Raw genomic sequence first — 13031 nt, forward strand, 5'->3', positions numbered from 1 at the left:
GGCTAAGGTTTATTCCGTTTTGTGAGCCAGTTGCGGTGAAATTTTCGATTGAAATATGGATTTTGAAACGCTGGTGTTGCGGGCATTGAGTATGTGCATGGGTCTTTTAAGCGTCCTGTAAACGTTTACAGGACGCTTAAAGAGGCATTAAAGCCAACGGCGGACTCGTTGACAATATTGTTGAAAAGCATCTTGAAACTTGATGTTTAAAAAACGCTCTTCAGGCAGGATTTGAAAATAAGTCAGATACGCTATGAAAAATGGCAGCCATAAAATGGCGAAGGCATGTGCCAAATACACCAACCAAGCCAGTAAAATCAAGCCAAAGCCAACATACATGGGATTGCGAGTTCGCCTATAAATGCCAGTTTGCACCAAATGTGCGCTGGTTTCAGGTTGCCAAGGATTGACGGTGGTCTGATGGCGTTTGAATGCAATCACGCCCGCTGCAATGAATGCCAGACCCATAAAGGCGATGAGGCTGCACAGCATCATATGCAGCCAATGTGTAGAGGGCGTTTGAACAATTTGGGCAGCCGGAAAAAGCCACGCGAGCCCATAAGCGCCGCTAAGGCAAAACCATAGCAACAATACAGGTGGGATTTTTAATTCCAATTTGGATAAAAATGGCTTCATATGGCTGTCTTTTGGCGGTGATTCCAAATGGTTAAATGGCACATGCTAAAAGACAGTGGCATGAATATCAAGCACTTCAACGCCAAGTTTGCCAAATGTGCCACAGCAAACGTGCGGCCACCCGTGCGCCTTGTTTGTCGATATCAAAATCAGGATTGAATTCTGCCACATCTGCGCCAACCAAGCGCCCACTTTGTAAAATTGGTGTTATCAAGTGTATGAGCAAATCTAGCGCAATGCCTAAGGCGGCAGGGGCTGAAACGGCAGGCATTTGGTAGCTGGGTAAGACATCCAAATCTATGGTCAAATAAACGATGTCGGCACGACTTAAAACTTGTTCGATGTGGCTTAAAACAGCGTTAACATTGCCCCAATGTATATCGGTGTCCCAAACAATATTCACGCCCAAATGTTCAGCGTCCTGTAACAACGCGGCGGTATTGGCAGCACCAGAGGCACCAATGCAAGTGTAATCAAATGGGCGATTTTGAGTGTGCGCCAATTGGGCTAATTGGGCAAATGGCGTGCCTGATGTGGCTTGATGGTGGCGGCGCAAGTCTAAATGTGGGTCAAAATTGATGATGGCAATGCGTTGGTCGGGGTAGGCTGCGTACAGGCCGCTGCCGTGGGCAAAAGCAGTTTCGTGGCCACCGCCCAAAACCAAAGTCTTGCCTTGATGGGCATGAATGGCTTGTACGGCTTGGGCAAATTCGTTTTGAGCTGCATCCAAGTCACCATCAGGATAATGAATGTCGCCTGCATCAAGCAAAGGATAGGCGCTTGTTTGGCTGGCCATATTCGCCAAAGCTTGGCGTAAGACAGGCGGCGCTTTGGCTGCGCCCACGCGCCCTAAATTACGCGCCACTCCGACATCGGATGCAAAACCCAACAAAGCCACATGTTGAGCAGTTTGTTCAGGCTGCCAAGTTTGTAATGAATGTATGGTTTGAAATACCCGTTTGGCAGTAGGGCTTTCGCGGCTGTCGTCGCGCCCTTGCCAGATTTTGCTATCAGAGGCTTGCCACATATTACGCTCCCACAGTGATGTTGCCGTGTAACACACGTTGTTTTAAAAATGAGCGACCCAATTCATACACAATGTCCACAGGCGTGTCGGTATCCCACACGTTGAAATGGGCGGGTTTACCCACTTGCAAGCTGCCAAAATCATGTTCACGGCGCAAAGCGCGCGCAGCATGCACGGTCACGCCTTGCCAAGCTTCCAACGGTGTCAAACCAAATTGCACACACACCATATTCATCGCCAAACGCAGCGAGGCAAATGGGCTGGTGCCAGGGTTAAAGTCTGATGCCACTGCCATCGCAACACCATATTGGCGCAACAAATCAATCGGCGGTTTTTGGGTTTCGCGTAAAAAGTAAAATGCGCCCGGTAACAAGGTCGCCACAGTGCCGTTTTGTGCCATGGCTTGTATGCCTTGTTCATCTAAATATTCGACATGGTCAGCCGACCAACCTTGAAAACGTGCCACCAATTCACTGCCGCCCATGAGGCTTAATTGTTCGGTATGACCTTTAATGGGAATGCCCAGTTGCTGGGCGGCCTGAAACAAGCGTTCGCTTTGTGCCAAATTGAAACCCACATTTTCACAAAACACATCCACACAATCGAACAAATCTTGTTGCCACAAAATCGGCATAATCACCTCAATGATGTGGTTCATATACTCATCAGGGCGTCCTGTAAACTCAGGCGGAATGGCATGCGCAGAAAGCAAGGTGCGGCTGATTTCTATGGCTTGATGTTGTGCCAATTGTTGTGCCACGCGCAAGGTTTTCGCTTCGGTTGCCAAATCCAAACCATAACCTGATTTGATTTCAATCAATCCCACCCCTTCATGCAAAAAACTTTGTAAGCGTTTTTGGCTGAGTGTGAATAAATCTGTTTCAGAAATGGCGCGAGTGGCTTGGACGGTGGCGTTGATGCCGCCACCTTGTGCGCTGATGTCTTGATACGACACACCGTTTTGACGTTGTTCCCACTCATTGGCACGGCTGCCACCAAAGACCAAATGGGTATGGCAATCGACTAAGCTCGGTGTAATCAAAGCGCCCTGTAAGGGATAAATGGTGTCGGCTGATAATTCACCTGATGGGGCAATGGCAATGATTTGATTGCCTTCAACTAAGATGTCATGATGGGTTAATAATCCATATGAATCATCTATTTGTGGGTCAAAAGTGGCAATGGTGGCATTTTGCCACAAGGTTTGGTGTGCTTGGGTCATGGTCATCATCCTTATCAATGAACGGTTTCCAACGGTTTGGTGTGGATTTTAAATTTTTTTATAAAAATTGCATAAAAAATACTTGCATGCAGATTACAATATTTGTATATTCTTGTCTATACAAGTTAGCGCAAGTTTTGCGCTCAACACCCAACACCTAAGAAACAAAGGATGAAGCCATGACAAATTCAGCTGTTGACACCGCTCAAAACAAATTCCGTGATGTGGAAATTCGTGCGCCACGTGGCACCACTTTGAATGCCAAATCTTGGTTGACCGAAGCGCCGCTGCGCATGTTGATGAACAATTTGGATCCTGAAGTGGCGGAAAATCCGAAAGAATTGGTGGTGTATGGTGGTATTGGTCGTGCGGCACGCAATTGGGAATGTTATGACAAAATCGTAGAAACCTTGAAAGAGTTGAACGACAATGAAACTTTGTTGGTGCAATCGGGCAAACCTGTGGGCGTGTTCCAAACCCACAAAGACGCGCCGCGTGTGTTGATTGCCAATTCCAATTTGGTACCGCATTGGGCGAATTGGAAACATTTCAATGAGCTGGATGCCAAGGGTTTGGCAATGTACGGTCAAATGACCGCAGGCAGTTGGATTTACATCGGTTCGCAAGGCATTGTGCAAGGTACGTATGAAACGTTTGTGGAAGCGGGTCGCCAACATTATAACGGTGACTTGACGGGCAAATGGATTTTAACTGCAGGCTTGGGCGGCATGGGTGGGGCGCAACCTTTGGCGGCTTCGTTGGCAGGCGCGTGTTCACTCAACATTGAATGCCAACAAGCGAGTATTGATTTTCGTTTGCGCACGCGTTACGTGGACGAGCAGGCGACTGATTTGGACGATGCTTTGGCGCGCATTGAACAATACACGCAAGAAGGCAAAGCGGTGTCGATTGCTTTGTGTGCCAATGCAGCGGATGTGTTGCCAGAATTGGTGCGCCGCGGTGTGCGTCCTGATATGGTCACCGACCAAACCAGCGCGCATGATCCATTGAACGGTTATTTGCCACAAGGCATGAGCTGGGAAGAGTACAAAGAGCGTGCCAAAACCGAGCCTGAAGCGATAGTACAGGCCGCTAAAGAATCGATGGCGGTGCATGTTCAAGCGATGTTGGATTTTCAACAAATGGGTGTGCCAACGTTTGATTATGGCAATAATATTCGTCAAATGGCGCAAGATGTGGGTGTGAAAAACGCGTTTGATTTCCCAGGTTTTGTACCAGCTTACATTCGCCCATTGTTCTGCCGTGGCGTGGGACCGTTTCGTTGGGTGGCGTTGTCGGGAGACGCGGAAGACATTTACAAAACCGACGCCAAGGTTAAAGAATTGATTGCTGATGATGCACATTTGCACCGTTGGTTGGATATGGCGCGCGAACGCATTGCTTTCCAAGGTTTGCCTGCGCGCATTTGTTGGGTGGGTTTGGGCTGGCGTGCCAAATTGGGTTTGGCGTTCAATGAAATGGTGCGTTCAGGCGAATTGTCGGCACCGATTGTGATTGGGCGTGACCATTTGGACTCAGGCTCGGTGGCAAGCCCGAACCGTGAAACCGAAGCCATGCAAGACGGCTCGGATGCAGTATCAGATTGGCCGCTTTTGAATGCTTTATTGAATACCGCAGGCGGTGCGACGTGGGTGTCTTTGCATCATGGTGGTGGCGTGGGCATGGGTTTTTCGCAACACTCGGGCGTGGTGATTGTGTGTGATGGTACTGACGAAGCGGCGGCGCGCATTGCCCGCGTATTGACCAATGATCCAGCCACTGGTGTGATGCGTCACGCTGATGCAGGTTACGACATCGCCATTGATTGTGCCAAAGAGCAAGGTTTGAATTTGCCGATGATTACAGGCTGATGATCAACATGTGAAGCATCAAGCGTCCTGTAAACATTTACAGGACGCTTGATGCTACGACAATCCAATAAATTGATGAATGGGCAATAATATGAATACATTGATGATAGAACCGGGTACTTTGACTTTGGCACAATTGCGTCATGTGTTTGAAAATGACGTACAGATTCAATTGCATCCGAATGCCGATGCCAATATTGAGCAATCGGTGGCATGTGTGAACCAAATTGTGGCGGAAAACCGTACTGCTTACGGTATTAACACGGGTTTTGGTTTGCTCGCCTCCACCCGCATTGCCAACGAAGACTTGGAAAAATTGCAACGCTCGATTGTGTTGAGTCATGCGGCAGGCGTCGGTGAAGCCTTGAGCGACGATTTGGTTCGCTTGATTATGGTTTTGAAGATCAACAGTTTGGCGCGCGGTTTTTCAGGCATACGCCGTGTGGTGTTGAACCATTTGATGGCGCTTGTTAACGCGCAAGTGTATCCACACATTCCTTTAAAAGGTTCGGTCGGTGCATCGGGCGATTTGGCACCCTTGGCACACATGAGTTTGCTGTTGTTGGGTGACGGCAAAGCGCGTTTTAACGGTCAATGGTTGTCGGCTCAAGATGCTTTGAAACAAGCAGGCATTGAAGCGATTGAGTTGGCACCCAAAGAAGGTTTGGCACTTTTAAATGGTACGCAAGTGTCGACCGCTTTTGCATTGCAAGGCTTGTTTGAAGCGGAAGATTTGTATGCTGCTGCTTCGGTGACAGGCGCGTTAACAGTGGAAGCGGCCTTGGGTTCGCGTACGCCGTTTGATGCACGCATTCATGCGGTGCGTGGTCAACAAGGACAAATCGACGCAGCCAGTGTGTATCGCCATTTATTGGGCAATGAAAGCGAAGTGAGTCATTCGCACGAGCATTGTGGCAAAGTGCAAGACCCGTATTGTTTGCGTTGTCAGCCGCAAGTGATGGGCGCGTGTTTGACGCAATTGCGTCAAGCGGCGGCAGTTTTAGAAGTGGAAGCCAATGCCGTTTCGGACAATCCATTGGTGTTTGCCGATACGGGTGATGTGTTGTCGGGCGGTAATTTCCATGCCGAGCCTGTGGCGATGGCAGCCGACAATTTGGCTTTGGCTTTGGCGGAAATTGGCTCGATGTCTGAGCGTCGTATTTCGATGATGATGGACAAACACATGTCACAATTGCCACCGTTTTTGGTGAACAATGGTGGCGTGAATTCGGGCTTTATGATTGCACAAGTGACCGCAGCCGCGCTTTGTAGCGAAAACAAGGCTTTGGCGTTTCCCAATTCGGTAGACAGCATTCCCACCTCCGCCAACCAAGAAGACCATGTGTCGATGGCGCCACGAGCAGGCGCGCGTTTGTGGGAAATGGCGGCGAATGTGCGTCATATTGTCGCCATTGAGTGGCTCGGTGCCTGCCAAGGTTTGGATTTGCGTGAAGGCTTGAAAACCACTGCTGCTTTGGAACAAGCGCGCTCGATTTTGCGTGAACAAGTCCCATTTTATGAAGAAGATCGTTTTTTTGCACCTGACATTGAAGCGGCAGCTGACTTACTGGCACAACGCCAATTGAGTGATTTATTGCCACAACAAATCTTGTGCAGTTTGGCGTAATGTTGATGTAAATGAAATCATATTAAGCGTCCTGTAAACACTTACAGGACGCTTATTGTTCTGAATTATCGTACAATATCAACTATGAAAATACTATTGCAAGCGAATGCCATGAGTTTGAATACGCCACAACCTTTGTATGAACAAGTCAAACAACATATTTTGCAACACATCAACAGCGGTCAGTGGCAAGTGAATCAACGTTTGCCATCTGAAAACGAATTGGTGGCGCAATTTGGTTTTTCACGCATGACCATCAATCGGGCTTTGCGTGAATTAACCGATGAGGGGCGTTTGGTGCGTTTGCAAGGTGTGGGCACGTTTGTGGCAGAGCCCAAAGCGCAATCGGCTTTGTTTGAGGTCAACAGCATTGCCGATGAAATTCGTCTGCGTGGTCATGTACATTGTTGTCATGTGTTGCAATTGGAATGTGTGGCGGCTGAAGCGGAGATGGCTGCGGCTTTGGGTTTGGTGCAAGGTGCGGCGGTGTTTCATTCACAAATGGTACACGATGAAGATGGCCGCGCGGTGCAGTTTGAAGACCGTTGGGTCAATCCTGCTATGGCGCCGACGTATTTGCAGCAAGATTTTCAGCATACCACGCCACATGATTATTTGACTGCGACGACACCATTTAGTGAAGGTGAACACATTGTCGAAGCATTGATGCCGCCTAAATTCATTGCCGAAGCTTTGTATATGCCCAAAGGCGAGCCTTGTTTGGTGGTGCAACGCCGCACTTGGAGCCAAGGGCAGATTGTCACGTTTGTACGCTTGTGGTTTCCAAGCAGCCGTTATCGCTTGATGGGCAAATTCATGGCACCCAATTGAAAGATTGAATTTCCAAAAACCTTGCTGCTAACAGCAAGGTTTTTTTTTGTATTGGCATTATTTTAAAATCTGAATATTAATGAATTAATATTCAGATTTTTTAAAATTAAATCTTTGATGCGCATTGATTTATTCTGATTTTTGCTGGTTTATTTGCCATTTAAACTCGGTTTTTAAAATTTATCTTCTTTAATAACAAGTAAATAAATGTCTTGATTTTATTTTATTTATAAGTATGATGCGGCTGAATTAAAAACCACAGAGCGGAACAAAATGCACACAGCATCACACGATTACACAGCCAACCCAGGTCCATTGGGTTTGTTTGGCTTTGCCATGACCACCATTTTGTTGAACATTCACAACGCAGGATTTTTCCCTGTGAACAGCATGATCATTGGTATGGGCATTTTCTTTGGCGGCGGTGCGCAATTTATTGCAGGCGTCATGGAATGGAAAAAAGGCAATGATTTTGGCAGTATCGCTTTTATGGCGTATGGCGCATTTTGGTTGACTTTGGTGGTGACGTGGTTGGCGCCTTTGGCTGGTGTGGAAAAAACCGATGGCAATGCTATGGGTTGTTATTTGACTATGTGGGGTTTGTTCACTGTGGTGAATTTCATTCAGACCTTAAAAGGTCCGATGGTGGGTAAATTGTTGTTTGGTTCATTGAGCATTTTGTTCTTTTTGTTGGCAGCGAGCAATTTTGCCGCCAGTAAAACCATTTTGGCCGTTGCCGGTTGGGTGGGGATTGTGTGTGGTTCGATTGCTTTTTATGAAGCTTCCGCCATCATGATTAACAAGCGTTATGGCAAAACGGTTTTGCCTTTGTAAGATAGCAAACGGTTAAAATCTACAAAAGCCGCTTTCAAGGCGGCTTTTGTGTGGTGCCATATCGGTATGTGCCATCAGTTTAAAAAATGGCTTCCATGCGCATAAACGTACCCAATTCATGACCACGATCGGCATTGCGATCATTTTGGTAATTCACATCGCCTTGCATAAAAAACCAATCGCGCAAAACAGGTTGTCGCCATGAGACAAATGGACCATAACTGTTTAAATGTTGTTTTTTCTCAGAACCATTGGTACTGATGCCATAGCTTAAACGCTGATTTTTAAAAAAACTGTGTTCGGCAAACAAATTATTGCCCCATTTTAAGCCTAAATCTTGATTCTCATCTTCATAACCAATATGCAATTGGTTGGACCAAAAATGTTGTTCAAACACTTGTTTGCGCCATTCTAAATTGGCACGTGCATGCAATTGGCTGTCGCTGCCGTAACGCAAAATTTGTTCTGCACGAATGCTCTGTGTGTCATTCAATTGCCAATCTTTACCGACCTTGGCACGCAAATACACATCGTTTCCGCTGCGAATACCAACGTCTAAATCGGTATCTAGACCTAAGCGTTTGGTTTGTTTGGACATGCGCAAAGCCAAAGATTGATTTCTGGAAGTGTCTTTTTGAACTTGGTTTTTTTCTTGTTCATTTAAAGGCATTGGGGTATTGCGTAGATGAGCCGCTTGTTGGAATTCGTCTTCTAAATGTTCATCGCCAAACACCAGACTTAAACGTTTTTTTAAAGTCGGCAATTTAATGCTGCCGCGTATGCGTGGTTTGACTTTATAGCCATCAGTCGGGCTCCAACTTTGGTCTAAAATCGCCCGCACTCTCGCAGACGCGGGCTTGTCTTCGTCAGGTTCGCCAAACCAATCATCCATATGGTGCGCCCAAGTACTCAGTTGGCCTCTGGCTTGATGGTGTTGTTCATCCACCCAGTTTTCACGCACAACCGTTTCATGCTGCAACTGGCTGTGATCGGTATTTAAAATGGCTTTGGCTACCAATTCGGGATTGCTGCGACTGCTGTCTAAGCCCCGTAAATTATGAGCATGAGCGATGCTGATGCACAAAGACCATGCCGTCAAAACCGAGAATTGGAAACAAAAATATTGCGCAGACATGTCTTCCTTGAGCAACTGCTTGCAAAATGGCTATTTAATGCTAGGAGTATAGCGCAAGCATGTCAATGTGCTTTAATAATATTAAAGTGGCATTGTAGTCTGTGCTGGTTGATTTGATGATAAAAGCATTTTATTCTGCCAAATTTAGCGATATTGTGATGGTGTGATACCAAAATATTGTTTGAAGCGGCGGCTGAAATGGCTAGAACTGGCAAAGCCACAAGCGCTGGCAATGTCTGTGAGTGAATAGGGTGGGTATGCCATTAAATTTTTGGCATGTTCTAAACGGCGCTGTAAAACATATTGGTGCGGTGATTGCCCTGTGCTGGCTTTGAACATGTGTGCAAAATGGTATGGGCTCAAACAAGTGATTGTAGCCAAGTCTTGTATGCTCAAAGCGTCCTGTAAATGGGCATCAATATAGGCGGTGACGGTGCGCAAGCTGCTCGGTGACAAACCTCCTTTTATTTGCGGCAATATCCATTTTACACTGCTGTAATGCTGCAAAACATGGTTAATCAGCAAAGTATTGGCACTGCTAATTTGCAAGTGTTGGCTGGGCTCATGCCAATCTTGATTCAATAAAAACAAGCGGTACAAACTGCTGATGTGGCGGTCTTGTCCAAAAGTTTGTTCGTTCAAAGTGACGCTCAGCGGTTCTTTGTCCCAGATTTGCGTCGCCACATCACGCACATGGTCTGCAGTGAAATACAAATGCACAAATCCCAAACGCCCACGAATGTCCCATTCGCTGGCTTGTCCTTGTGGCATCAAACAAAAATGGTCGGGAGCACCCCCATTTTTCCAACCGTTGGCAGTTTTATGATAACTCTCATAACCATCTTGAATATACAAACTCAAAGTATGGTGGTCGCTTAAAACTTTGACACGGTCTTGTTGGTTAGACCAATGCGCCAATTGCATGCCTGAATTCAAACTCAAACTGTCATGCAGTTTGGCATGGGTGTGTTCTAAAATGTGTCGGGTTTGATAAACCATGACCGATGGCTCTGTGTTTAATTGTTGACTATTGTAAACAAAACAGCCCGCTTACAGGACGCTTGTGCAAAATAAGCGCAAGAACAGGCAAATACGGCGCAAGAGTGTGGCAGCTTCATGCAAACGAATGCCTCACAATCTAACGGTTTTTAAAATCGGTGGATGTGCGATGAATGCAATATTGTATGTGGCAGTGGTATTGATTTGGGGAACAACATGGATAGGCATTACTTTACAAAGCCATTATGTGCCACCGTTGGCCGGTATTTTTTGGCGTTTTGCCATTGCGGCGGCGATTTTGTTTGGCGGTTTATGCCTGTGTCGGCGTTTGCAGCGCTTGTCATGGCAAGACCATGTGATGTGTTTGTTACAAAGTCTGTGCGTGTTCAGTTTGAATTTTGTGTGTTTTTATACGGCAGTACAATACATCCATTCAGGCTTGGAGTCGGTGATTTTTTCGATGGCGGTGTTTTTTAATGCCTTGTTTGCGTGGTTGTTTTTTAAACAAAAACCAAGCCGCCAATTGATACCTGCGGCATTGTTAGGCTTAGCGGGTATGGTATTGCTCTTTTGGCAAGAGTGGAATTGGCAAAATGGGGATATGGGACAATTAAAAGGCGTGGCTTTGTCGCTCTTGGGGACTTTGGGCTTTTCTTTGGGCAATATGCTCAGCTTGCGCCATCAACGCCATGGCTTGGATGTGTTTTCCAGCAATGCTTATGCCATGATGTATGGTGTGGTGGTGTTATGGTTTTTAGCCAAAATAACGGGCACGACTTTGCAAGTACCATGGCAGGAAATGACTTTCACATGGTCTTTATTGTATTTGGCCATATTCGGCTCGGTGATTGGATTTACCGCTTATTTTTCTTTGGTCAAACGCTTGGGTGCCGCCCGTTCGGCTTATGCAACATTGTTGTTTCCCTTGGTGGCATTGGGCATTTCGACCGTGTGGGAAGGATACCAGTGGCATGTGACAGCCATCGTGGGCATGATTTTGATTTTGATGGGCAATTTGTGGATGTTTAAAAAACCTTGAATGGCGTGCATAAATGTTACAGGACGCTTGTATTGGGTCGTGCTGCATATTGGCAGATGCCGTGAACAATATACAAGCGTATCCAAAAAATGAATCTAGGCAGCCTGTCAATTGGATGATATTGAACCAAAATAAAGTTGAATTGATGGGTGAATCAGGTTATGTTCTGATTGCTGTGATTACCCAAATTGGGTAGTTAAATCGAGATGATGAAATGGTGACGAAAATAGGAAAACCAATGGAACAACAGATTAATGGTATTGCTTTGCCTAATGACGAAGGCTTTTTTGGCGTATACGGTGGTCAATTTATTCCAGATGATTTGAAGCAAGCGATGGATGATATCAATGCAGCTTATCAAGAAATTCGCCAAACCGAAGCGTTTCAAACCGAATTGAAAGAATTGTTTGCACATTATGTCGGTCGTCCTAGCCCTTTGTTTCATGCCAAACGCTTGTCTGAAAAATTGGGTGGGGCGCAAATTTATTTGAAACGTGAAGATTTGAACCACACAGGCGCCCACAAAATCAACCACTGTTTGGGCGAAGCATTGCTGGCCAAATACATGGGCAAAACCAAAGTGATTGCCGAAACGGGTGCAGGTCAACACGGTGTGGCTTTGGCAACCGCTTGTGCTTTGGTTGGTATTGCATGTGAAATTCATATGGGACAAGTCGACATTGAAAAAGAGCATCCGAATGTCGTGAAAATGAAGATTTTGGGCGCTCAATTGATTGCGGTGACCCGTGGGACTGCAACGCTGAAAGATGCCGTAGACAGTGCATTTGAAGCGTATTTGAAAGACCCTAAAAATTATATTTATGCCATTGGCTCGGTCGTGGGACCGCATCCATTTCCAATGATGGTGCGTGATTTTCAAGCCATTATTGGCGAGGAAATCAAGGTGCAAACACAAGAGCGTTTTGATGCTTTGCCTGATTATGTGGTGGCGTGTGTCGGTGGTGGCTCGAATGCGATGGGGGCGTTTACGGCATTTTTGAATGATGCTGCGGTCAAATTGGTGGGTGTCGAGCCTGCGGGTTTGGGCTTAGAGACGATGCAACATTCAGCAACTTTGACTTTGGGCAAGCCTAGCCACATTCACGGCATGGCGTGTTATGTTTTAGAAGACGAACAAGGTCAGCCGTTGCCTGTGCATTCGATTGCATCGGGCTTGGATTATCCTGGTGTGGGTCCGCAACACTCGTTGCTCAAGGATTTGGGTCGGGTGCAATATGAAACCGCCACCGATCAAGAATGTTTGGATGCATTCATGACTTTGTCACGAGTGGAAGGCATTGTGCCTGCTTTAGAAAGCTCACACGCTGTGGCATGGGCTTTGCGTGAAGCACCAAAACTTAGCCCTGAAACCAAGATTGTGGTCAATGTATCGGGTCGTGGTGACAAAGATGCCGATTATGTGGCGGGCAAATTGGGTTTGCATTGAAATATGTAAGATAATCAATGCTTTGAAAGATTAAATAAGCGTCCTGTAAACCTTTACAGGACGCTTATTTGTATTTAGTTGTTTGGTATATGCGGATTCAACCGGTCAGCGCAACACCTGTTTGAAAGACCTCAAGAGGTGTTTTAAAGCCCAAGATTTTTCTCGGCCTAGTATTAAGTTGCAAAGCAATTTTATCTAATTGTTCTTGTGAATAAAGACCAAGATTTTTACCTTTGGGTAAATATTGTCTTAAAAGCCCATTTGTATTTTCATTTGTGCCTTTTTGCCAAGGACTGCTAGCATCACAGAAATAAACAGACATATTGCATTGAGCAGTTAAAAGATGGTGTTTAGACATTTCAT

At 46.1% G+C, this 13031-nt stretch carries 12 protein-coding genes; 6 read left to right on the forward strand and 6 right to left on the reverse strand.

Features of this window, described 5'->3' with window-relative positions; genetic code table 11:
• Positions 1-147 precede the first annotated feature (147 nt).
• The 3 genes from H150_RS0110735 to hutI all read right to left on the reverse strand — a co-directional run bounded on the left by H150_RS0110735 (position 148) and on the right by hutI (position 2885).
• Positions 148-495, reverse strand: a complete 348-nt coding sequence (locus H150_RS0110735) for a methyltransferase family protein (protein ID WP_169708877.1) — start codon at positions 493-495, stop codon at positions 148-150.
• Between the two features lie 217 nt (positions 496-712).
• Positions 713-1663: a formimidoylglutamase gene (gene hutG / locus H150_RS0110740; RefSeq protein ID WP_019959068.1), complete on the reverse strand. Its 951-nt coding sequence runs from the start codon at positions 1661-1663 to the stop codon at positions 713-715.
• Position 1664: 1 nt separating this feature from the next.
• On the reverse strand, positions 1665-2885 hold the full coding sequence (gene hutI, locus H150_RS0110745; protein WP_019959069.1) for an imidazolonepropionase: 1221 nt from the start codon (positions 2883-2885) through the stop codon (positions 1665-1667).
• Positions 2886-3064: 179 nt separating this feature from the next.
• On the opposite strand from hutI, the gene hutU reads away from it, so the two are divergent.
• The 4 genes from hutU to H150_RS0110765 all read left to right on the forward strand — a co-directional run bounded on the left by hutU (position 3065) and on the right by H150_RS0110765 (position 8048).
• Positions 3065-4756, forward strand: a complete 1692-nt coding sequence (hutU, locus tag H150_RS0110750) for a urocanate hydratase (protein ID WP_019959070.1) — start codon at positions 3065-3067, stop codon at positions 4754-4756.
• Between the two features lie 91 nt (positions 4757-4847).
• Entirely contained in the window at positions 4848-6383 is a 1536-nt protein-coding gene (gene hutH, locus H150_RS0110755; protein ID WP_026353658.1) for a histidine ammonia-lyase, read from the forward strand.
• 111 nt (positions 6384-6494) lie between these two features.
• Positions 6495-7214: a histidine utilization transcriptional repressor HutC gene (gene hutC, locus H150_RS0110760; protein WP_040755905.1), complete on the forward strand. Its 720-nt coding sequence runs from the start codon at positions 6495-6497 to the stop codon at positions 7212-7214.
• A 273-nt stretch (positions 7215-7487) separates the two neighbouring features.
• Positions 7488-8048, forward strand: coding sequence for an acetate uptake transporter (locus H150_RS0110765; protein WP_019959073.1), 561 nt, complete (start codon positions 7488-7490; stop codon positions 8046-8048).
• Positions 8049-8127: 79 nt separating this feature from the next.
• On the opposite strand, the gene H150_RS14305 is transcribed toward H150_RS0110765, so the two are convergent.
• Together H150_RS14305 and H150_RS0110775 are read right to left on the reverse strand one after the other, a co-directional pair.
• Complete coding sequence (locus tag H150_RS14305; RefSeq protein ID WP_019959074.1) at positions 8128-9183, reverse strand: hypothetical protein; 1056 nt, start codon at positions 9181-9183, stop codon at positions 8128-8130.
• Between the two features lie 144 nt (positions 9184-9327).
• Positions 9328-10182: an AraC family transcriptional regulator gene (locus H150_RS0110775; RefSeq protein WP_019959075.1), complete on the reverse strand. Its 855-nt coding sequence runs from the start codon at positions 10180-10182 to the stop codon at positions 9328-9330.
• A 169-nt stretch (positions 10183-10351) separates the two neighbouring features.
• Here H150_RS0110775 and H150_RS0110780 point away from each other — a divergent pair, with 169 nt between their 5' ends.
• Positions 10352-11221 carry a DMT family transporter gene (locus tag H150_RS0110780; protein ID WP_019959076.1) on the forward strand — a complete coding sequence of 290 codons (870 nt, stop codon included), beginning with the start codon at positions 10352-10354 and terminating at the stop codon, positions 11219-11221.
• Positions 11222-11459: 238 nt separating this feature from the next.
• Positions 11460-12668, forward strand: coding sequence for a tryptophan synthase subunit beta (gene trpB, locus H150_RS0110790; protein ID WP_019959078.1), 1209 nt, complete (start codon positions 11460-11462; stop codon positions 12666-12668).
• Positions 12669-12765: 97 nt separating this feature from the next.
• Here the strand turns inward: trpB and H150_RS0110795 are convergent.
• On the reverse strand, positions 12766-13031 hold a 266-nt coding region (locus H150_RS0110795), incomplete at its 5' end, for an IS30 family transposase (protein ID WP_019957698.1).

The organism is Vitreoscilla stercoraria DSM 513 (assembly GCF_000382305.1).
In the GTDB taxonomy this organism is placed as follows: Bacteria; Pseudomonadota; Gammaproteobacteria; order Burkholderiales; family Neisseriaceae; genus Vitreoscilla; species Vitreoscilla stercoraria.

Bases quoted from the DNA above. Each gene is read 5' to 3' on its own strand.
- H150_RS0110775 (WP_019959075.1), bottom strand. From the start codon at position 10,182: ATGGTTTATCAAACCCGACACATTTTAGAACACACCCATGCCAAACTG.
- hutU (WP_019959070.1), top strand. From the start codon at position 3,065: ATGACAAATTCAGCTGTTGACACCGCTCAAAACAAATTCCGTGATGTG.
- hutG (WP_019959068.1), bottom strand. From the start codon at position 1,663: ATGTGGCAAGCCTCTGATAGCAAAATCTGGCAAGGGCGCGACGACAGC.
- hutC (WP_040755905.1), top strand. From the start codon at position 6,495: ATGAGTTTGAATACGCCACAACCTTTGTATGAACAAGTCAAACAACAT.
- trpB (WP_019959078.1), top strand. From the start codon at position 11,460: ATGGAACAACAGATTAATGGTATTGCTTTGCCTAATGACGAAGGCTTT.
- H150_RS0110780 (WP_019959076.1), top strand. From the start codon at position 10,352: ATGAATGCAATATTGTATGTGGCAGTGGTATTGATTTGGGGAACAACA.
- H150_RS0110735 (WP_169708877.1), bottom strand. From the start codon at position 495: ATGATGCTGTGCAGCCTCATCGCCTTTATGGGTCTGGCATTCATTGCA.
- hutI (WP_019959069.1), bottom strand. From the start codon at position 2,885: ATGACCCAAGCACACCAAACCTTGTGGCAAAATGCCACCATTGCCACT.
- hutH (WP_026353658.1), top strand. From the start codon at position 4,848: ATGAATACATTGATGATAGAACCGGGTACTTTGACTTTGGCACAATTG.
- H150_RS14305 (WP_019959074.1), bottom strand. From the start codon at position 9,183: ATGTCTGCGCAATATTTTTGTTTCCAATTCTCGGTTTTGACGGCATGG.
- H150_RS0110765 (WP_019959073.1), top strand. From the start codon at position 7,488: ATGCACACAGCATCACACGATTACACAGCCAACCCAGGTCCATTGGGT.